We start from the raw sequence: 19244 nt of genomic DNA, 5'->3' as shown, positions 1-19244 counted from the left end.
GGCTAAGACGTTATTCTGTCTGGGATTTTCTCCTACAAAGACTGCGAACCGCCGAATGCAAAACCTGACCCGCTTGATCACCCGCATCCTCGAACTGATGAAGCGCTACCCCGGGGTGATAGCACTTGGCGGTTTTGTCTCGGGTGTGGGCAGCTTCATTCTGGTGGATCGCCAGCAGGGCATGGCCAGTTGGATCGCCGTGATCATGCTGGTGAGCTGGCTGTGGCTGATGCTGGAAAACAGCTTTACCCAGCTGTTCACCAAAGTCTTCAAGCGCGAAATCCCTGAGCCGCTGCTGCGCTATGCGACCCAGATGATTCACCAGGAAAGCCTGTTCTTTGTACTGCCGTTCTTTTTCATCACCACCGCCTGGAACAGCGGCCAGTCGGTGTTCACCGGCCTGCTCGGCGCCGCAGCGCTGGTATCGATAATCGACCCGCTGTACTACAAATGGCTGGCGCCCAAACGCTCGCTGTTCCTCGCACTGCACACCTTCACGCTGTTCGCGGCGCTGCTCACCGCACTGCCGATCATCCTGCACCTGACCACGGCTGAGAGTTACAAGCTGGCCCTCGGCGTCGCCATGGCACTGTCGATCCCGAGCCTGGCGGTAAGCCTGCCGCTGCGCAGCCTCAAAGGCTGGGCGATGCTACTGGGGGTCACCGCTGCGATTGGCTGCGCCGGTTGGTTCCTGCGCAGCTGGGTGCCGCCAGCCACGCTGTGGATGACCGAAGTGGCCATCAGCACCCAACTGCAAGACCGCACGCCGGGCGACGACCTCAAGGAAGTCACCGCCGCTCAACTGCGCAGCGGCGGGCTCTACGCCTACACCGCGATCAACGCCCCGCGTGGGCTGGATGAGCGGATTTACCACGTGTGGAAATTCAATGGCAAAGAGGTTGACCGCATCGCCCTGGATATCCACGGCGGGCGCAAAGAGGGCTATCGCGCCTGGACCCACAAGCAGAACTTCCCCGCCGACGCCGTGGGTCGCTGGCAGGTACAGGTGCTGACCGAAGACGGGCAGGTGATCGGCGTGCTGCGTTTCAAAGTGACGGACTCAGCACAAACGGACAACCCAAAGTAGGCAGGATCGTGCTATTACGTAGGAATTGTGGATAGCCAACAAGCTCGGAGCTTATGACCACCAGTACCTCGGCCGGTGCAGCCCATCTCGATACGTCCATCACCCCGCCACAGCTGAGGATTACGGGAGACTGGACGCTTGCCCACTATGCCAGCCTGAAGAAGCTGTCGGACAAGCTCGACGGCCAATACGATGCGGGCGCGCGTATCGACCTCAATGGCCTGGGCGCCCTCGATACCGCCGGCGCCTCGCTGCTGGTGGAGTTGCTGGGACCGACCCGCATCGAGCAATCCGCCGAGCAGACCGATTGCAGCTTGTCTGCCGCTGACCGCGCACTGCTCAAGACCGTCTACCGCTCCCTGAATGATTTTTGCGTACCGGAGAAAGCCCCGGAAGAAGCCGCCGGTATTCAAGTGCTGGCTCGCATCGGCCGGGCGGTAGACACCGTCTGGCAAGACAGCAAGCAACTGCTGGGCTTTATCGGCCTGATCCTCGAAACCTTCGCCCGCGGAATTTTCCGGCCCAGGCGTTGGCGCCTCACGCCGATGGTCGCGCACCTGGAACAGGTCGGCCTCGACGCCGCGCCCATCGTGGCCCTGCTGACCTTTCTGGTCGGTGCCGTGGTGGCGTTCCTCGGCGCCACCGTACTCAAGAGTTTTGGCGCGACGATTTTCACCGTCGACCTGGTGGCGTTCTCCTTCCTGCGCGAATTCGGTGTGTTGCTGACCGCGATCCTGATCGCCGGTCGCACCGCCAGTGCCTTTACCGCACAAATCGGCTCGATGAAGGCCAACGAAGAGATCGACGCGATCCGCACCCTGGGCCTGGACCCGATGGAACTGCTGGTATTGCCGCGCGTACTGGCGCTGCTGGTGGCGCTGCCGATGCTGACCTTCCTGGCAATGCTCTCGGGCATTGTCGGCGGTGGCGTGGTGTGCGCCGTGGCCCTGGATATTTCGCCGGCGATGTTCCTCTCACTGCTGCAATCGGACATTGGCGTGCAGCATTTCCTGGTGGGCCTGGTGAAAGCGCCGATCTTCGCCTTCCTGATCGCCGCCATCGGCTGCCTGGAAGGCTTCAAGGTGAGCGGCAGCGCCGAGTCCGTCGGTGCCCACACCACCTCCAGCGTGGTGCAATCGATTTTTGTGGTGATCGTGCTGGACGCGGTCGCCGCGCTGTTCTTTATGGAGATGGGCTGGTGAGTCGCTTACACCGTGCGACCGCCGAGGCGGTGATTGAAGTGCGCGGCCTGTGCAATCGCTTTGGCACCCAACGCGTGCACGAGAACCTCGACCTGGACTTGTACAAAGGCGAGATCCTTGCCGTGGTCGGCGGCTCCGGCAGCGGCAAGTCGGTGTTGTTGCGCAGCATCGTCGGCCTGCGCCGGCCCAGCGCAGGCGAAGTCCGGGTGTTTGGCAAGAACCTGCCGAGCCTGGCGGAGCATGAGCGATCCCTGGTGGAGCGACGCTTTGGCGTGCTGTTCCAGAAGGGCGCGCTGTTTTCCTCGCTGACCGTGACCGAAAACGTAGCGCTGCCATTGATCGAACACGCAGGCCTCAGCCGCCGCGACGCCGAGCACCTGGCCGCGGTCAAACTGGCCCTGGCCGGGTTGCCACTGTCGGCAGCCGACAAATACCCGGCGTCACTGTCGGGTGGCATGATCAAGCGCGCCGCGCTGGCCCGCGCGCTGGCCCTGGACCCCGACATCCTGTTTCTCGACGAACCCACCGCCGGCCTCGACCCGATTGGCGCGGCGCAATTCGATCAACTGATCCTGACCCTGCGCGATGCGCTGGGCCTGAGCGTGTTCCTGGTCACCCACGACCTGGACACGCTGTACACCATCACCGACCGCGTGGCGGTGCTGGCCCAGAAAAAGGTGCTGGTGGCCGACGCCATCGATGTCGTCTCGGAAACGGACGACGCGTGGATTCACGAATATTTCCACGGCCCCCGAGGCCGCGCGGCATTGGATGCCGCTCAATCGCTCAACGAGGTATGACATGGAAACCCGAGCCCATCATGTGATGATCGGTTTGTTCAGCGTGATCGTGGTGGTCGGCGCGATGTTGTTCGGCCTGTGGCTGGCCAAGTCCAGCGTCGACAGCGCCTTCCAGGATTACGAAGTGATTTTCAACGAGGCGGTCAGCGGCCTGTCACAGGGCAGTTCGGTGCAGTACAGCGGGATTAAAGTGGGCGATGTGATCAGCCTGCGCCTGGACCCCAAAGATCCGCGTCGCGTAGTGGCACGTATCCGCCTGGCCGGTGAGACGCCGATCAAGGAAGACACCCAGGCCAAGCTGGCGTTGACCGGCATCACCGGCACCTCGATTATCCAACTCAGCGGCGGTACGCCGCAAAGCCCCGAACTCAAGGGCAAAGACGGTAACTTGCCGGAAATCATCGCCTCACCCTCACCTATCGCGCGCCTGCTGAACAACAGCAACGACCTGATGACCAGCATCAACCTGCTGTTGCATAACGCCAACGACCTGTTTTCCCGCGAGAACGTCGAGCGCCTGAGCAACACCCTGGATAACCTGCAAAAAACTACCGGCGTCATCGCCGACCAGCGCGGCGATATCAAGGTGGTGATGCAGCAACTGATGCAAGTGAGCAAACAGGCCAGCGCCGCCCTGGAGCAGACCACTGTGCTGATGCGCAACGCCAACGGCTTGCTTAACGAGCAAGGCAAGCAGGCCTTTGGCAGCGCCGAGCAGGCCATGAAGTCCCTGGAACACAGCACCGCGACCATCAACACCTTGCTGACCAACAACAAGGACTCGGTGAACAGCGGCATGCAAGGCCTCAACGAACTGGCGCCGGCCGTGCGCGAACTGCGCGAAACCCTCGGTTCGCTGCGCGCCATCTCCCGCCGCCTGGAAGCCAACCCCAGCGGTTACCTGCTGGGCAGCGACAAGAACAAGGAGTTCACGCCATGAAGCGTGCTTACCAAATGATCGCCCCTGTGGCGCTGGCACTCGTGAGCGCGTGCTCGATTCTTCCCAAGGCCGACCCTTCTGATGTGTATCGCCTGACCTCGGCTCAGACCACCGGCCAGGGTGCGCCGGTCAGCTGGTCGCTGCGTGTGAATAAACCGCAGACCAGCGAATTTCTCGACAGCCCACGTATTGCCGTGGTGCCCAATGGCGACCTGATCAGCAGCTATGCCAACTCGCGCTGGAGCGATCCGTCGCCGGTACTGTTGCGCAACCGCTTCATGGATGGCTTTCAACGCGATGGTCGGGTGACGCTGCTGAGTACCGATGACACCAACCTGCAGTCCGACTATGAACTGGGCGGGCAATTGCAGGCGTTCCAGAGTGAATACCGCGGCAGTGCGGTGGAGGTGGTGATTCGCCTGGACGCGCGCCTGGTACGCGGCAGTGATCAGCGGATTGTTGCCAGTCGGCGGTTTGAAGTGAGGCAACCGGTGAGCGATACCAAGGTGCCGGCGGTGGTCGCCGGGTTTGGACAGGCGGGGGATCAGTTGAATAAGCAGGTGGTGGATTGGGTGGTTCAGCAAGGCAATAACGCAGCTAAACACTGAGGGCCTCATCGGGGGCAAGCCCCCTCCCACAGGTTGATCTGTGAACACATTCAAATGTGGGAGGGGGCTTGCCCCCGGTAGCAATCCAAGCCTTAACCGAAGAACCAGTAGCACACCGAAATCGCCGCCACCACACCGGCAAACTCCGCCAGCAACGCACAACCCACGGCATGCCGTGCCCGCTGGATCCCCACCGAACCAAAGTACACCGCCAACACATAGAAAGTGGTCTCGGTACTGCCCTGAATCGTCGCCGCCACCAACGCCGGGAAGCTGTCCACGCCCTGGGTCTGCATGGTCTCGATCAGCATCGCTCGCGCAGCGCTGCCGGAGAACGGCTTGACCATCGCGGTCGGCAAGGCATCCACAAAGCGCGTGTCCATGCCCGTCCAGGCGACCAGATGGCGAATGCCTTCAAGGCCAAAATCCAGCGCCCCTGAGGCACGCAACACACCCACGGCACACAGCATCGCCACCAGGTAGGGCAGCAGGTTCTTGGCCACATCGAAGCCTTCTTTGGCCCCTTCGACAAACGCCTCATACACCTTGACCTTGCGCAACGCACCGATCACCAGGAACAACATGATCAGGCCAAACAGCGTGAGGTTGCCCAGGATCGACGACAACCCAGCCAGAGCGGTGGCGGAGAGGGTCGCCAGCAGCGCCATGAAGCCGCCCAGCACCAGTGCGCCTGGAATCAGATAGGCCAGCACCACCGGATCCCACAGCCGCAGGCGCTGCATCACCGCCACCGACAGCAGGCCCACTAAGGTGGACGCGCTGGTCGCCAGCAGGATTGGCAGGAACACCAGTGTTGGGTCCGCAGCGCCTTGCTGGGCGCGGTACATGAAGATGGTGACCGGCAACAACGTCAGCGATGAGGCGTTGAGCACCAGGAACAGGATCTGCGCGTTACTCGCCGTGTTGGGGATTGGGTTGAGTTCCTGCAGCGCCTTCATCGCTTTCAAACCGATAGGCGTGGCGGCGTTATCCAGGCCCAGGCCGTTGGCAGCGAAGTTGAGGGTGATCAAGCCGATGGCCGGATGGCCGGCGGGCACTTCCGGCATCAGGCGGCGGAACAGCGGGCCGAGGGCCTTGGCCAGCCAGTCGACGATCCCGGCTTTTTCGGCGATGCGCAAAAAGCCCAGCCATAACGTCAGGGTGCCGAACAGCAGCACCATCACTTCCACCGACAGTTTGGCCATGGCGAAAATGCTTTCGACCATCGCCGCGAAAATCCCGGCGTTACCGCCGACCAGCCATTGCGCCAGTGCCGACACCATTGCCACGACAAAGAAGCCAAGCCACAGGCCATTGAGCATCAGTTAAATCCCCCGAAGAATGGAGCGAATGATAGCGGGGCCGGCAGAAACGACAAACCCCGGAATTTTCCGGGGTTTGTGTCAGAGCAGTCGTATTATCAGCTGCGGGTGGCTTGGCCCAGCGGCGAGGCTTCCTTGCTACGCCAGTGCGGCAGCGAATTCCAATAGCGCTCGCCCTTGGCATCGTCGTACATGCCTTCCCAACGGGAGATCACCAGCACTGCAAGGGCATTGCCGATTACGTTCAGGGCGGTACGCGCCATGTCCATGATGCGGTCGACACCGGCGATAAACGCCAGGCCTTCCAGCGGAATGCCCACGCTGCCCAGCGTGGCCAGCAACACCACGAAGGACACGCCCGGCACACCGGCGATGCCTTTGGAGGTGACCATGAGGGTCAGCACCAGCATCAGTTGCTGGCCAATCGACAGGTCGATGCCATACAGCTGGGCGATGAAGATCGCCGCAATGCTCTGGTAGAGGGTCGAACCGTCGAGGTTGAACGAGTAGCCGGTCGGCACCACGAAGCTGCAGATCGCCTTGGGCGCGCCGTAGGCTTCCATCTTCTCGATCACGCGTGGCAGCACGGTTTCGGAGCTGGCGGTGGAATAGGCCAGTACCAGCTCATCCTTGAAGATGCGCATCAACTTGATCACCGAGAAGCCGAACAGGCGGGCGATGAGGCCGAGGATCACGAAAGCGAAGAACAGGATGGCGACATAAACCAGGATCACCAGCTTGGCCAACGGCAACAGCGAGGCGAAGCCGAAGTTGGCGACGGTCACGGCGATCAAGGCGAATACGCCGATCGGGGCGTACTTCATGATCATGTGGGTGACTTTGAACATGCTCTCGGACACGCCTTGGAACATGGTCACCAGCGGCTCGCGCAGCTCGGGCTTGAGGCTCGACAGGCCGAGGCCGAACAGTACCGAGAAGAAGATGATCGGCAGCATCTCGCCACGGGCAACAGCGGCAAAGATGTTCGATGGGATCAGGTTGAGGATGGTCTGGATAAACGCATGCTCGTGCCGCACTTCAGCGGCGGTGGCGGTGTACTTGGAGATGTCGACGGTACCCAGGGTACTCATGTCGATGCCAGCGCCTGGGTGGAACACGTTGGCCAGCAGCAGGCCGACCACAATGGCAATGGTGGTGACGATTTCGAAGTAAAGGATGGTTTTGACACCGATACGCCCGAGCTTCTTCGCGTCACCGACACCGGCAATGCCGACGATCAGCGAGGAGATCACGATCGGGATCACGATCATCTTGATCAGGCGGATAAAGATATCGCCCGCTGGCTGCAACACATTGCTGATCCACCAGGCCTTTTCAGCACTGAAATGGTTGAGCACTGCACCGATTGCGATCCCCAGCACCAAACCGATGAGGATCTGCCAGGCGAGGCTTAGCTTTGCCTTCTTCATGTCATTACCCTTACTTCAAGTGAACTTAAGGCAAATGCGCCAGCTGGAACGCTCGAGAGCGAAAAAGTGTGTGCATCTGCCTCCATGGAAGGTCACCGCAGCGTGGCCGAAATGGCTTACTGGCAGGCGAAAAAAGGCGCAACTATTCCCATGCAAGGGAGCGACGTCTAATGCCGTAAACGCCTACCCTATGCCGAATCGGCATGGCCTTTTTTCATAATAACTGTCCGAACGGTCAGTTCAAATGCGACAGATTGTCCGGCAAATATGCCGTTAACCTGCCAAACCCGGCTCGCCTAGAGATGCAGCACGTCTTTGCGGCGCTGGCAGAAATGCCTGGGGAATCCGCGACCTGACGTCAGATATGTCCTATAGCGCGACGAAAATTTTATCGATAGATGGTCGTCTCGACACACCAAGAAATGGTTAAAGGCGAGCGATAACAAAATTTGCGGCTATGGGAGGTATAACAGAGCGAGAGGTATGACAGAGCGATATGAGAGGCGGGGCGATGAATGAAAGTCACAAGCCCGCCGCAAGTTCAGCAAGCCATGGGCTTGTGAACCTGCGTCGCAGCTTTTCTCCTGACCCGGCCCTTGCGCAGGCACTCCCTGTACCCGTAGGTCACGCCGATCCCATTTGATCAGAGCAACCCGGCCCCCTGGTCATGCACCACCCTTGGCGAGCAGTGCAAACAGAAAGAAGCGAGGGGGCTTCTTTCTATGGACGCTGGTTCCGCTGACGACAGACGCGCCGGACGGAACCTAGTACCAATTCGGATCTTTCTTCAGCTGTTCCATCAGCAACTTCTGCATGCCTTCATCCGGTTTACCGATAAAACGGTAATCGGCGTGGCGCGTTGGGGACTTTTCCGCCGGCAGGCCGGCCGGGACTTCCACCAACATGGCGTAGGCATCTTCCTTGTCGAGGCTGAAGGCAACGATCAGACGCTTGTTCCGGCAGGTGTCTGCGGTTTCGCAGAGCGGCCCGACCAAGTACTTGTCGCCATCTTCTTCCACGGCATTCATTTGCTCGGCCGTACCCGACAGGTTCATCACCCATTCCGGGAGGCGCTCTTCTTTCTTCACCACGCTTTGCCAGGTCTCACGGTATTGCGGGTCCGCGCTGAGCAATTCGTTGGCTCGGGATTGGCCGTCATTGGCGGCCATCACCAAGCCGCTGCCGCCCAACAATAGGGCGGCAGTAATGGCTTTGAAGGACAAAGTGGTCATTTTCAGCCTCGGCCGCGACGACCAAAGAAGAAGGAAGCGATGAACATCACCAGGAAGACCACAAACAGAATTTTTGCGATACCCGTGGCGGTGCCCGCGATACCACCGAAGCCCAGGACTGCAGCCACAATGGCGATGATCAGAAATGTGATTGCCCAACTCAACATGGTGATTCTCCTTATGCTTCTTTTAGAGGTAACAGCGGTAGTGCCGTACTGCCACTCAACACGAGCGGCTTTTGGTGCCTAGAACACCCAACGCTCTTGCGACGGCAGTTCACTCAGGGAAGATTCCTGGTCGACCATCTGCAATTGCGGGGCTGTTGCATCGGCAGCAACACTGCCAACGGAACGGAAATGGGTCTGGGTCATGCTCGGACGTTCAAATTGCGGGATCTGCTGCTGACTCTGCTGCCAATGCTGCAACTGCTGGCCGCCAATCAACGTGACCATCAAGGCCAGGCTGGCAAACAGACCTTGCTGCAAGCGCAGTGGCGATACACGCAGTGGGCTGAAGCTTTGGCGAGTCATGCTGACGTTCTCCCGCATTCTGATTATTCGTTAGAGAGGTATTGCAGAGCGCATGCCAGCTTTTTTACAAAATAAATACTAATAAAATCAATGAGTTAAATATTTATAAACCAACAAGCTCCCAGCATCCTGCACGATGCCCCCTTGAGGGCCGTGCGAAATGCACGATAGCCAGCGGTCGGATCAAGGGATAGAACACGGAGGGTGTGTTGCCGAAGTGGCAAGACGGCATGAAAACGCCAGCAATCGGCACCTTGTAGGAAGTGATGCAGATACCTGCACGACGTTGTCTTTTATCGATCAGAATAAACCATGCAACTTGCCCGATTATTCCGGGACTAAACACCATCATTCATAGAGTTAAGGAGCGCGGGACAGATGGAATCAGCCAAGGAACTTCAAGGCCGCATTCTTTTAGTGGATGACGAATCCGCGATCCTCCGCACCTTCCGTTATTGCCTGGAAGATGAGGGCTACACCGTCGCCACGGCGAACAGCGCTGCCCAAGCGGATACCTTGATGCAGCGCCAAGTGTTCGATTTGTGCTTCCTGGACCTGCGCCTGGGTGAAGACAACGGCTTGGACGTACTGGCCCAGATGCGCATCCAGGCGCCATGGATGCGTGTGGTCATTGTCACCGCCCATTCGGCGGTCGACACTGCCGTTGATGCGATCCAGGCCGGTGCCGCTGACTATTTGGTAAAGCCTTGCAGCCCAGACCAACTGCGCCTTGCCACTGCCAAGCAACTGGAAGTACGCCAACTCTCTGCGCGCCTCGAAGCCTTGGAAGGCGCAGTGCGCCAACCGAAAGACGGCCTCGATTCCCACAGCCCATCGATGATGGTGGTGCTGGAAACCGCACGCCAGGTGGCTGGCACAGACGCCAACATTCTGATCCTGGGTGAATCCGGCACGGGTAAAGGTGAACTGGCCCGAGCCATTCACGGCTGGAGCAAGCGCTCGAAGAAATCCTGTGTGACCATCAACTGCCCGTCGCTGACGGCGGAACTGATGGAGAGCGAGCTGTTCGGCCATAGCCGTGGTGCCTTTACCGGCGCCAGTGAAAGCACCTTGGGCCGTGTCAACCAGGCGGACGGCGGCACGCTGTTTCTCGACGAAATCGGCGATTTTCCGCTCACGTTGCAACCCAAGTTGCTGCGCTTTATCCAAGACAAAGAATACGAGCGGGTCGGTGACCCCGTTACCCGACGTGCGGATGTGCGCATCCTCGCCGCCACCAACCTGAACTTGGAAGACATGGTGCGTGATGGCCGCTTCCGCGAGGATCTGCTCTACCGCCTCAACGTGATCACCCTGCACCTGCCGCCACTGCGCGAACGTAGCGAGGACATCCTGACCCTGGCCGACCGCTTCCTGGCACGTTTCGTCAAGGAGTACGCCCGACCGGCGCGCGGTTTCAGCGACGAAGCGCGCGAGGCCCTCCTCAACTACCGCTGGCCGGGAAATATCCGCGAACTGCGCAACGTAGTAGAGCGCGCCAGCATCATTTGCCCGCAAGAGAAGGTAGAAATCAGCCACCTGGGGATGGCCGAGCAGCCGACCAACAACGCTCCGCGGATCGGTGCAGCGCTGAGCCTGGACGAGCTGGAGAAAGCTCACATCGGCGCCGTGCTCGCCACCAGCGACACCCTGGACCAGGCGGCTCGCACCCTGGGTATCGACGCGTCGACCCTGTACCGCAAACGCAAACAGTACAACCTGTGAGCTGTACCCTATGAAGTTCGCGATGAAGCTGCGCACTCGGCTATTCCTGAGCATCTCAGCGCTGATCACCGTTGCCCTGCTGGGTTTGATCCTGGGCCTGGTCAGCGTCATGCAAATGGCCAAGACTCAGGAATCCCTGATTCGCAGCAACTTCATCACCCTGGACCTGGGCCTCAAGCTGCGTCAGAGCCTGGGTGATCAGTTGATCATGATGCTGGAGGAGCGCCCCGACCCCGAGGCTTTGCAAACCTCCAAGCAGCGCTACGTCGACCTGCTGGACCAAGGTATCGCCCATGAACAACGCGACGGTCGCGGGACGGGGTTCAGCCAGGCCAAGGGCCAGTATCAGGAACTGCTGAACGCTTTTGACGAGTCCCAGCAACCGACCCCTCCACCTGGGGCCAAGGAAAAACTCACCGACACCTTCAATGCGCTGCGCAATGGCTTGATCAACGAGCACAAGCAGGCCTTGGAGAACATCAGCAACAGCGAACACAAATCCCGCGAACGTGCCCTGCTGATCGCCGGGCTGCTGGGGCTGGTTGGCCTCGCGGTGCTGATCATCGGGTTTGTGACGGCGCATGGCATCGCCCGGCGTTTTGGCGGACCGATCGAAGCGCTGGCCAAGGCGGCGGACAAGATAGGGCAGGGCGATTTCGAAGTGACACTGCCGATCTCGTCGGCAGCAGAGATGAACCAACTGACCCGCCGCTTCGGCATCATGGCCGAGGCGTTGCGCCAGCATCAGGCGACCAATGTCGATGAACTCCTGGCTGGCCAGCAGCGCCTGCAAGCGGTACTCGACAGCATAGACGATGGTCTGCTGATGATTGACCAGCAAGGCCGCCTGGAACACCTCAACCCGGTGGCCCAACGCCAACTGGGCTGGGACGAGGAGCGCCTTGGCCAGGGCCTGGGCGAGGCCCTGGTGCGACCGGAACTGGATGAACAGCTGCAATTGGTACTGCGTGGCGGCAGCCTGGAGCGGGCGCCGGAGGATCTGGAAGTGGAAGTCGAAGGCGAATTGCGCCTGCTGACCTACAGCTTGACCCCCGTCAGCCATACCCAGGGGCATATCCTCGGGGCGGTGATGGTGCTGCATGACGTCACCGAACAACGCGCCTTCGAGCGGGTACGCAGCGAGTTCGTACTGCGCGCCTCTCATGAGCTGCGAACACCGGTGACCGGCATGCACATGGCATTCGGGCTATTCCGCGAGCGGGCGAAATTTCCGCCGGACTCCCGTGAAGCGGACCTGCTGGATACAGTCAATGAAGAGATGCAGCGGCTGATGCAATTGATCAACGACCTGCTCAACTTCTCGCGCTACCAGAACGGCCTGCAGAAGCTCACCTTAGGCCCGTGCGACGTGACCGATCTGCTTGAACACGCCCGAGCACGCTTCGTCGAGCCGGCCAACGTGCAAAACGTCGAGCTGATGGTAGAAGCCCAGTCAGACCTGCCCCGGTTATATGCGGACCAAGCACAGTTGGAACGGGTGCTCGACAACCTGCTGGGCAATGCCCTACGCCACACGCCTGAGGGGGGGCAGATTCGTCTGCAGGCACGCCGCCACGGCGAGCGCGTGATTATCAGCGTCGAAGATAACGGCGAAGGCATCGCCTATGGGCAGCAGGGGCGGATCTTCGAGCCCTTTGTGCAGGTGGGTCGCAAGAAAGGCGGCGCCGGCCTGGGGCTGGCGCTGTGCAAAGAGATTGTGCAATTGCACGGCGGCCGCATGGGTGTGTACTCGCGGCCGGGGCAGGGCACTCAGTTCTATATGGCGTTGCCTTTGTAGGAACCCCCGCTTGTTGTAGCAACGGCGCTTGTTGAAACGTCGCGCCGCTCCGCCTGCCTCTTAAGGGCGCTCCGCACCCGAGCGTAAGCACGCTTGCTCGCCACAGTTCAACGCTCGCAGGATCGCAGCGCTTTGCGCGTCAGGCGTACCGTCGAACAGCGATGGCCGGAAATGCATCTGGAACGCCGCGATCACATGACGTGTAGCCACATCCAGCTCTCCAGTCTGTGGCGTCTGGTAACCCAAGTGGGCCAATTGTTCCTGGAACCAGGTAATGCTCGGCAGTTCTGTGGCGTACTGCACTTGGAACCGCGCGACGGCCTGTGCATCCGGCCAAACACCCAGCCCCTCAGCGGCCAGGCGCTTCCAGGGGAACAAGGGGCCCGGGTCCAGCTTGCGCAGCGGTGCGATATCGCTGTGGCCGATGATGTTCTTGGGGTCGATGCCATTGCGCTTGCTGATGTCCTTGAGCAGCACCACCAGCGATTTCACTTGGGCTTCGGAGTACGGATACCACAGGCGGCCTGTCGGCGTGTCCTTGTAGCCAGGGTTCACGATCTCAATACCAATGGAGCTGGAGTTAAGCCAGGTGCGGCCCATCCATTCGCTTTCCCCGGCATGCCAGGCGCGCTGGCTCTCATCCACCAGCTTGTAGATAGTGCCTGAGGCATCGTCGCCGATCAGATAATGGCTGCTCACCTGGCCGTGGGTGAGCAATGCCAGGGAGCGTTCAAGGTTGGTCGAGGTGTAATGCACCACCACGAACTGCACGCGGTTGTCGTGGTTCACCGAGGGGTGGTTGGTGTCCAGGCGAGGGCCGCTGGCGCAGCCCGCAAGGAAAAGAAACACAAAAGCAATGTACAAAAATTTCATGGCGGAAGACGTTACGCTGAAGACGATAATGCAACAGTGTAACGTACCGCTTGTGACCCAACCGTCAAATTACAAAATGGAACATCTTTTAGGCGGCCTGCACTTGGTTTCGGCCTGCGGCCTTGGCCCGGTACAAGGCCGCATCCGCGCGTTTGAGCGCCAGGTCACTGCGCTCTCCCGGCTGGAACTGCGCCACACCCATGGACACAGTGATCGTCACCGGCTCGCCTTTGAAGTGAAACGGGCAGGCTTCAATCGCAGCGCGTAACACTTCACCTGCCGCCAGGGCATCCGCGAGGGATGAGTCGGGCATCAGCAACACGAACTCTTCACCGCCGAAACGCGCGATAAAGTCGGTCGGCCGCAGGCGCTTGCGCAGCACGTTGGCGATGATTTTCAGCACCCTGTCGCCAGCCAGGTGGCCGTAGCCGTCGTTAATGCGCTTGAAGTGATCCAAGTCCAGCATCGCCAGCGACAGGCTGTTACCCCGTTGATGCCAGGCGTTGACCTCGTGATCGAGCCGCTCACTCCAGGCGGCGCGGTTGGGCAGGCCAGTGAGCGGATCGATCAAGGCCTTCTGGCGCTGCACCTCCAAATGCTCGCGATAGCCCTGGGCTTCCTGCTCCATATTGGCAACCCGCTCGGCCAAGCCTTTCAGTCGCGCTGCCGTTTCCTGCTCGCGCTGGTCACGCTGCTGCTGGTGCTCGTCCATGGTGCCGAGAAGACCTTCGAGGTGGCTTTCCAATACGTGCTTGAGGCTTTCCAGATCGGCGGCCTCCTGCACGCTGCTTTGCAGGCCATCGACCTGTTCACGGATCTGCGAATCCAGCTCCCGGGCGGCCGAACGGCTATCGGCATGGCCGTCGCTGGCGACCTGCAAATGCCCCTGGAACGCTTCGAGACGCTCGTTGAGCTGCTTGAGGTAAGCCTCGAATTCGTGCTGGCCGCTGTCGGTGATTGCCAGCATCAAGACGGCCAGGTCGTCGAGGATCGGTAGCAGTTCGTACCAGTTCAGGCCGTGCGCCAGACGCTCACGCATGGCCTCGGCCTGGGGCCGGTGACGCTCGGGTAGCGACAACTCCTCCAGCAGCCCGAGCAGAGTGTCTTCAATATGCTTGGCTACGGAGCTGTAGGACGGCTCCGGCGAATCAGGTAAGGCATACGTGCCGTCCGCTTGCAGCTCGTCGGGGTCGGACTCCTCGACCTCCAGCACAGGAGGGAGCGACAGGCTGCCGATGGTGGTCTCACCCGGCGTTTCGACCTGAACGGCAGGCGTTTCGATAAAGGCGGCGAGGGCGCTTTCCGGTGCCGGCTCTTCTGTCGGAAGCTCCCGCTCGACATGCGCTACGGGCGCTACGGGCGCTTCAACGGGCTCAGCTTGAGGCGGAGCCTCGTATACAAACGTTTCACTGACAGCGTCCGCCACCTTGGCCGGCACGGCCGACTCAACTGCGGGGTTAACCTTTTCCTGAGGCGGCGGCGCAAAGGCGCGCAAGGCTTGCGTCAGTTCCTCGGACTGTTCAGGCGGTTGGGGCTCGGCGACAGGCTTGGCCACAATGGGTTGCGGTGCCGGGCGGGCTGTCGATTCGCTGGCCTCCGGCTCGGTCGCGACGTCTTTGGAACCAAACAGGCGCTGCAAAAGCCCCGGCCCTGGGCGTGTGGTTTCGCCGTCCGGCTCCAGGTTGTTCAGCGCCTGGCCCTGCAGGCCACTCAACTCGCTGAGCAGCAAGGGGATCTCACGTGCCTGGCTGACTCGGCCGTCCAACTGCTTGGCGAACGTCTTAAGCGGCCGGGCAACCTCACGCGGTAATGGCAACTTTTGCAGCTGGGTAACCAGGGACGTCAGCGCGGTGCTGATCTGGTCGACCCGGGTTTCACGGCGCTGCTCCGAATCCAGCACGGCTTTTTCCAGGCGCGGCAGCAAGGCGGCGAGGGCGGCGTCCATATCATCAGTACGGACAACGTCACGCATTTCCTTCATACACTGGTCGACGGCGCGGTCGGTGCCTTCAGCGGCCAGCGTGCTGCGCACCAGCCCACGGCGTAGCAGGTCGAGGCGGGCTGCCCAACGGCGTTCGAGCTTTTCTTGTTGCTCGATGCTTTTGAGGTATTTCTCTTTCCAGCGCTGGGCGTCGTCGCTCATGCAAGGGGTCCGCGAGGGCCGGGGCTCAACGCGGGTAATGCATCAGCCGTGAGCGAACCCGGCAGACGAATCTCTACCGCGACCGGCAGGTGATCGGAGATGGGCTGCGCCAGCACCTGCACACTCTCGAGTGTGAGGGTAGGGCTGAGCAGGATATGGTCAAGACAGCGTTGCGGGCGCCAGCTGGGGAATGTGGCTTCGGCTTGCGGAGCCAGTAGCCCGAGGTCGCGCAACGGAGAATTCAACAACAGGTCATTGGCATGGGTGTTCATGTCACCCATCAGTACCTGGTGTTTGTAACCGCCAATCAGCTCGCGGATGTAGGCCAGTTGCATCGTGCGGGTGCGCGCACCCAACGCCAGGTGCATCATCACCACCACCAGCGCCTCTGGGCCTTCGCCAAAACGCACAAGGATCGCCCCCCGGCCCTTGGGGCCTGGCAGCGGATGGTCTTCGATGGCGGTGGGCTTCAGACGACTGAGCACACCATTGCTGTGCTGCGCCAGGCGCCCGAGGTTGCGATTGAGTTGCTGGTACCAATAGGGGAACGCGCCGAGCTGGGCCAGGTGCTCCACCTGATTGATGTAACCGGAACGCATGCTGCCGCCGTCGGCTTCCTGCAGCGCAACCAGATCGAAGTCATTCAATAGGTTGCCAATCTTTTGCAGGTTGCCGGCCCGCCCGTTGTGGGGCAGCAGGTGCTGCCAGCCACGGGTGAGGTAGTGACGGTATTTCTCGGTACTGATCCCCACTTGGATATTGAAGCTGAGCAGCCGCAAGCGGCTGTCCGGCGGCAACCCCGTGGACTCCAAGTGATGTTCGTTGACCTGCGGATCATGCAGGCCAACCACGCGTTCGGTACCCCAGCGGCGCATGACGAGCCCCTTACTTGGCTGCGCGCTCTTTGGCGATCAGCTGGTCGGCAACATTGAGGGTCTGCTCAGGACCACCGGAGGTGCCCAGGTCGAAACGGTATTTGCCGTTGACGATCATGGTTGGAACGCCCTGCACGCCGTACTTCTGCGCCAGTTCCTTGGCCTGTTTGATCTGGCCCTGGATCGCGAAGGAGTTGAAGGTGGCCAGGAACTTGTCCTTGTCGACACCTTGGGTGGCCACGAAGTCAGCCATTTCGTCTGGTTTGGTCAGGCGTTTGCCTTGTTTCTGGATCGCGTCGAATACCGCGTTGTGGACCTTATGCTCCACGCCCATGGCTTCCAGGGTCAGGAACAGCTGGCCGTGGGCATCCCATGGGCCACCGAACATGGCAGGGATACGTCTGAAGTTCACGTCTTTAGGCAGCTTCTCGACCCATGGGTTGATGGTCGGTTCAAAGGCGTAGCAATGCGGGCAGCCGTACCAGAACAGCTCCACCACTTCGATCTTGCCTGGCTCCGAGACCGGAACCGGGTTAGCCAATTCAACGTAGGTTTTACCGGCTTCAAGCGGCACGTCGGCAGCTTGTGCGGTCATGCCGAAGAGGCTGGCAGTGACGAGAGCGGCGCTGAGGATCAGATTACGCATGCTTTACTCCTGGACAAATAAAGTCGCCTCACGCGACCTTTGTTGTGACAGGTCTGCGCGGGCATGAGTTCGTTAGTGTAACGGCACCGGCCACAAAAAAGGGCGGCCTAAGCCACCCTTTTTATGCTTGCATCGCTGGATTAATCGAGTGTTAACGTTGCAGGCATGTTAGTGCAGGCCCTGGATATAGCTGGAGACCGCTGCAATGTCTTCATCGCTCAGCTTGCGCGCAATGGTACGCATGATCGCTGCGTCGCCATCGTTAGCTCGCCCTGCCTCTTCCTTACGGAAATCGGTCAACTGTTTGGCGATGTAGGTCGCGTGCTGGCCACTCAGGTGCGGGAAGCCGGCGGCGGCTATGCCCGCGCCATTGGGCGAATGGCAGCCGGTGCAGGCTGGCAGGCCTTTTTCCAGGTCGCCGCCGCGGAACAGTTTCTCACCACGGGCCACCAGTTTCGGATCAGCAGCTCCCACACTGCCTTTCTGGCTGGCAAAATACGCTGCGAGGTCCGCGAGTTCCTGATCGCTGAGGTTGGTCAGCAAGCCGGTCATTTCCAACACCGTTCGCTTGCCGTCCTTGATGTCGTGCAGTTGCTTGGTCAGGTAACGTTCACCCTGGCCGGCCAGTTTGGGGAAGTTCGGCGCCGGGCTGTTACCATCCGGTCCATGGCAAGCACCACATACAGCGGCCTTCGCTTGACCGGCAGTGGCATCACCTTTAAGGGGGCCCTCTGCAGCGACGGCAGCGCCTGTGATGCCCAAGGTCAACAGCAGACTCACGATCAGTTTGTTCATCAGCTAATCCAACTACGGCTAAGGGGTTTAAGAGTTATCTACCGGGTTTACTCACCATCAACTCAATGACGGCCTGGTAATCCTCAGTACTGCAGTCCATGCACAAACCACGCGGCGGCATTGCCTTGAAACCCTGGGTCACGTGTTGCACCAACGTGTCCATGCCCTGCGCCAGTCTTGGCGCCCAGGCTGCCCGATCACCCCGCTTCGGAGCATTCGGCAACTGGCCGGCATGGCAAGCCATGCAAACTCGGTTGTACACCGCTTCCGGATCCTGTGTAGCCTGAGCGCCATAAAGCGGAAGCAGGACACTGATAGCGAGCAACCACTTGGTCATACGTCGACCATTTCAGGGTTTGAGAGCGTTTTGCGTTCTAATGCGCAATAAAGGTCTTTCGCTCCCGTGAACTTCATCCTTCGCTGGGACAAAGCACACACAAAATCTGCGGCATTATATACTGGCGCTACTGAAACGGAAACGACACCGCTTGCCGCACCCTTTCTCGGCATCGCCCACATCGGAAATCTCATGCAACTCAAGAATCCCATCCTTGGCCTGTGCCAACAGTCCACGTTTATGCTCAGCGCCGCCAAAGTTGACCAATGCCCCGATGACGAGGGCTTTGAAGTCGCCTTTGCCGGGCGCTCCAACGCCGGTAAGTCCAGCGCGCTGAACACCCTGACTCACGCCAGCCTGGCACGCACCTCGAAAACCCCAGGCCGTACGCAACTTCTCAATTTCTTCAAGCTAGACGATGATCGGCGTCTGGTCGACCTGCCGGGCTATGGTTATGCAAAAGTACCTATCCCGCTGAAGCTGCACTGGCAGCGTCACCTGGAGGCCTACCTGGGTGGCCGGGAGAGTTTGAAGGGTTTGATTCTGATGATGGACATCCGCCATCCGATGACCGATTTCGACCTGCTGATGCTCGACTGGGCAGTTGCCAGCGGCATGCCGATGCATATCCTGCTGACCAAAGCCGACAAGCTGACCTACGGCGCCGCCAAAAACACGCTGCTTAAAGTGCAGTCTGAAATCCGTAAAGGCTGGGGTGATGCGATCACCATCCAACTGTTCTCGGCGCCCAAGCGCATGGGCCTCGAAGACGCCTACACCGTACTGGCCGGCTGGATGGAATTGGCGGACAAGGGCGCGGAAATCGCGGAGTAACTTTTGCGCAGGCAAAAAAAACCCCGGACTTCGTATGGGGAGGGGAAGTTCGGGGTTCAAGTTCCGG

19 protein-coding genes are annotated in these 19244 nt (G+C 60.2%); 8 read left to right on the top strand and 11 right to left on the bottom strand.

The annotated features are described in order from the left end of the window. The first annotated feature begins 55 nt into the window (after nucleotides 1-55). Genes ACI512_RS03600 through ACI512_RS03580 form a run of 5 tightly spaced genes read left to right on the top strand, consistent with a single transcriptional unit; the run spans nucleotide 56 to nucleotide 4637 of the window. The gene (locus ACI512_RS03600; protein ID WP_012721541.1) at nucleotides 56-1087 is read left to right on the top strand and encodes a DUF5924 family protein; all 1032 of its coding nucleotides are present in this window, start codon (nucleotides 56-58) and stop codon (nucleotides 1085-1087) included. A 53-nt stretch (nucleotides 1088-1140) separates the two neighbouring features. After that, the gene (locus tag ACI512_RS03595; RefSeq protein WP_064053128.1) at nucleotides 1141-2289 is read left to right on the top strand and encodes an ABC transporter permease; all 1149 of its coding nucleotides are present in this window, start codon (nucleotides 1141-1143) and stop codon (nucleotides 2287-2289) included. After that, complete coding sequence (locus ACI512_RS03590; RefSeq protein ID WP_012721539.1) at nucleotides 2286-3089, top strand: ABC transporter ATP-binding protein; 804 nt, start codon at nucleotides 2286-2288, stop codon at nucleotides 3087-3089. The genes ACI512_RS03595 and ACI512_RS03590 overlap by 4 nt, the downstream gene beginning before the upstream one ends. A gap of 1 nt (nucleotide 3090) precedes the next feature. After that, nucleotides 3091-4029 carry an MlaD family protein gene (locus tag ACI512_RS03585; protein WP_405121613.1) on the top strand — a complete coding sequence of 313 codons (939 nt, stop codon included), beginning with the start codon at nucleotides 3091-3093 and terminating at the stop codon, nucleotides 4027-4029. After that, a complete protein-coding gene (locus ACI512_RS03580; RefSeq protein ID WP_236380353.1) occupies nucleotides 4026-4637 on the top strand; it encodes an ABC-type transport auxiliary lipoprotein family protein in 612 nt (203 codons plus the stop codon). The genes ACI512_RS03585 and ACI512_RS03580 overlap by 4 nt, the downstream gene beginning before the upstream one ends. Nucleotides 4638-4729: 92 nt before the next feature. Here ACI512_RS03580 and ACI512_RS03575 read toward each other — a convergent pair whose 3' ends face one another. From ACI512_RS03575 to ACI512_RS03555, 5 genes are all read right to left on the bottom strand, one after another. After that, complete coding sequence (locus ACI512_RS03575) at nucleotides 4730-5959, bottom strand: nucleoside recognition domain-containing protein (protein WP_236380352.1); 1230 nt, start codon at nucleotides 5957-5959, stop codon at nucleotides 4730-4732. Nucleotides 5960-6057: 98 nt separating this feature from the next. Continuing rightward, on the bottom strand, nucleotides 6058-7389 hold the full coding sequence (gene gltP, locus ACI512_RS03570; protein WP_236380351.1) for a glutamate/aspartate:proton symporter GltP: 1332 nt from the start codon (nucleotides 7387-7389) through the stop codon (nucleotides 6058-6060). A 764-nt stretch (nucleotides 7390-8153) separates the two neighbouring features. Then, on the bottom strand, nucleotides 8154-8621 hold the full coding sequence (locus ACI512_RS03565; protein WP_405121612.1) for an inhibitor of vertebrate lysozyme family protein: 468 nt from the start codon (nucleotides 8619-8621) through the stop codon (nucleotides 8154-8156). Between the two features lie 2 nt (nucleotides 8622-8623). Then, nucleotides 8624-8788 carry a DUF1328 domain-containing protein gene (locus tag ACI512_RS03560; protein WP_003170804.1) on the bottom strand — a complete coding sequence of 55 codons (165 nt, stop codon included), beginning with the start codon at nucleotides 8786-8788 and terminating at the stop codon, nucleotides 8624-8626. 78 nt (nucleotides 8789-8866) lie between these two features. Continuing rightward, the gene (locus ACI512_RS03555; RefSeq protein WP_046035913.1) at nucleotides 8867-9151 is read right to left on the bottom strand and encodes a hypothetical protein; all 285 of its coding nucleotides are present in this window, start codon (nucleotides 9149-9151) and stop codon (nucleotides 8867-8869) included. A gap of 378 nt (nucleotides 9152-9529) precedes the next feature. On the opposite strand from ACI512_RS03555, the gene algB reads away from it, so the two are divergent. Both algB and ACI512_RS03545 read left to right on the top strand, forming a co-directional pair. Next, nucleotides 9530-10876 carry a sigma-54-dependent response regulator transcription factor AlgB gene (gene algB / locus ACI512_RS03550; protein ID WP_064053131.1) on the top strand — a complete coding sequence of 449 codons (1347 nt, stop codon included), beginning with the start codon at nucleotides 9530-9532 and terminating at the stop codon, nucleotides 10874-10876. 10 nt (nucleotides 10877-10886) lie between these two features. Beyond that, nucleotides 10887-12674, top strand: a complete 1788-nt coding sequence (locus tag ACI512_RS03545) for an ATP-binding protein (protein WP_064053132.1) — start codon at nucleotides 10887-10889, stop codon at nucleotides 12672-12674. 60 nt (nucleotides 12675-12734) lie between these two features. Here ACI512_RS03545 and ACI512_RS03540 read toward each other — a convergent pair whose 3' ends face one another. The 6 genes from ACI512_RS03540 to ACI512_RS03515 all read right to left on the bottom strand — a co-directional run bounded on the left by ACI512_RS03540 (nucleotide 12735) and on the right by ACI512_RS03515 (nucleotide 18343). Continuing rightward, nucleotides 12735-13547, bottom strand: a complete 813-nt coding sequence (locus ACI512_RS03540; protein ID WP_012721530.1) for an N-acetylmuramoyl-L-alanine amidase — start codon at nucleotides 13545-13547, stop codon at nucleotides 12735-12737. Between the two features lie 88 nt (nucleotides 13548-13635). Then, complete coding sequence (locus ACI512_RS03535) at nucleotides 13636-15690, bottom strand: GGDEF domain-containing protein (RefSeq protein WP_236380350.1); 2055 nt, start codon at nucleotides 15688-15690, stop codon at nucleotides 13636-13638. After that, complete coding sequence (locus ACI512_RS03530; protein ID WP_012721528.1) at nucleotides 15687-16565, bottom strand: endonuclease/exonuclease/phosphatase family protein; 879 nt, start codon at nucleotides 16563-16565, stop codon at nucleotides 15687-15689. The genes ACI512_RS03535 and ACI512_RS03530 overlap by 4 nt, the downstream gene beginning before the upstream one ends. Before the next feature lie 10 nt (nucleotides 16566-16575). Beyond that, on the bottom strand, nucleotides 16576-17211 hold the full coding sequence (dsbA, locus tag ACI512_RS03525; protein ID WP_010207835.1) for a thiol:disulfide interchange protein DsbA: 636 nt from the start codon (nucleotides 17209-17211) through the stop codon (nucleotides 16576-16578). 168 nt (nucleotides 17212-17379) lie between these two features. Next, the gene (locus ACI512_RS03520; protein ID WP_064053136.1) at nucleotides 17380-18006 is read right to left on the bottom strand and encodes a cytochrome c4; all 627 of its coding nucleotides are present in this window, start codon (nucleotides 18004-18006) and stop codon (nucleotides 17380-17382) included. 34 nt (nucleotides 18007-18040) lie between these two features. Then, nucleotides 18041-18343 carry a cytochrome c5 family protein gene (locus tag ACI512_RS03515; RefSeq protein ID WP_236380349.1) on the bottom strand — a complete coding sequence of 101 codons (303 nt, stop codon included), beginning with the start codon at nucleotides 18341-18343 and terminating at the stop codon, nucleotides 18041-18043. Between the two features lie 192 nt (nucleotides 18344-18535). On the opposite strand from ACI512_RS03515, the gene yihA reads away from it, so the two are divergent. After that, nucleotides 18536-19177, top strand: a complete 642-nt coding sequence (yihA, locus tag ACI512_RS03510) for a ribosome biogenesis GTP-binding protein YihA/YsxC (RefSeq protein WP_042943980.1) — start codon at nucleotides 18536-18538, stop codon at nucleotides 19175-19177. The last annotated feature ends 67 nt before the right edge of the window (nucleotides 19178-19244 follow it).

Source organism: Pseudomonas petroselini (assembly GCF_045037875.1).
Taxonomy (GTDB): domain Bacteria; phylum Pseudomonadota; class Gammaproteobacteria; order Pseudomonadales; family Pseudomonadaceae; genus Aquipseudomonas; species Aquipseudomonas petroselini.
The sequence above is the reverse complement of the archived record's forward strand: the minus strand, read 5'-3'. Positions and strand labels throughout refer to the sequence as shown.

Excerpts from the sequence above, each read along its gene's own strand:
- ACI512_RS03600 (WP_012721541.1), top strand. The coding sequence starts at position 56 with ATGCAAAACCTGACCCGCTTGATCACCCGCATCCTCGAACTGATGAAG.
- ACI512_RS03595 (WP_064053128.1), top strand. The coding sequence starts at position 1,141 with ATGACCACCAGTACCTCGGCCGGTGCAGCCCATCTCGATACGTCCATC.
- ACI512_RS03585 (WP_405121613.1), top strand. The coding sequence starts at position 3,091 with ATGGAAACCCGAGCCCATCATGTGATGATCGGTTTGTTCAGCGTGATC.
- ACI512_RS03580 (WP_236380353.1), top strand. The coding sequence starts at position 4,026 with ATGAAGCGTGCTTACCAAATGATCGCCCCTGTGGCGCTGGCACTCGTG.
- ACI512_RS03575 (WP_236380352.1), bottom strand. The coding sequence starts at position 5,959 with ATGCTCAATGGCCTGTGGCTTGGCTTCTTTGTCGTGGCAATGGTGTCG.
- gltP (WP_236380351.1), bottom strand. The coding sequence starts at position 7,389 with ATGAAGAAGGCAAAGCTAAGCCTCGCCTGGCAGATCCTCATCGGTTTG.
- ACI512_RS03565 (WP_405121612.1), bottom strand. The coding sequence starts at position 8,621 with ATGACCACTTTGTCCTTCAAAGCCATTACTGCCGCCCTATTGTTGGGC.
- ACI512_RS03560 (WP_003170804.1), bottom strand. The coding sequence starts at position 8,788 with ATGTTGAGTTGGGCAATCACATTTCTGATCATCGCCATTGTGGCTGCA.
- ACI512_RS03555 (WP_046035913.1), bottom strand. The coding sequence starts at position 9,151 with ATGACTCGCCAAAGCTTCAGCCCACTGCGTGTATCGCCACTGCGCTTG.
- algB (WP_064053131.1), top strand. The coding sequence starts at position 9,530 with ATGGAATCAGCCAAGGAACTTCAAGGCCGCATTCTTTTAGTGGATGAC.
- ACI512_RS03545 (WP_064053132.1), top strand. The coding sequence starts at position 10,887 with ATGAAGTTCGCGATGAAGCTGCGCACTCGGCTATTCCTGAGCATCTCA.
- ACI512_RS03540 (WP_012721530.1), bottom strand. The coding sequence starts at position 13,547 with ATGAAATTTTTGTACATTGCTTTTGTGTTTCTTTTCCTTGCGGGCTGC.
- ACI512_RS03535 (WP_236380350.1), bottom strand. The coding sequence starts at position 15,690 with ATGAGCGACGACGCCCAGCGCTGGAAAGAGAAATACCTCAAAAGCATC.
- ACI512_RS03530 (WP_012721528.1), bottom strand. The coding sequence starts at position 16,565 with ATGCGCCGCTGGGGTACCGAACGCGTGGTTGGCCTGCATGATCCGCAG.
- dsbA (WP_010207835.1), bottom strand. The coding sequence starts at position 17,211 with ATGCGTAATCTGATCCTCAGCGCCGCTCTCGTCACTGCCAGCCTCTTC.
- ACI512_RS03520 (WP_064053136.1), bottom strand. The coding sequence starts at position 18,006 with ATGAACAAACTGATCGTGAGTCTGCTGTTGACCTTGGGCATCACAGGC.
- ACI512_RS03515 (WP_236380349.1), bottom strand. The coding sequence starts at position 18,343 with ATGACCAAGTGGTTGCTCGCTATCAGTGTCCTGCTTCCGCTTTATGGC.
- yihA (WP_042943980.1), top strand. The coding sequence starts at position 18,536 with ATGCAACTCAAGAATCCCATCCTTGGCCTGTGCCAACAGTCCACGTTT.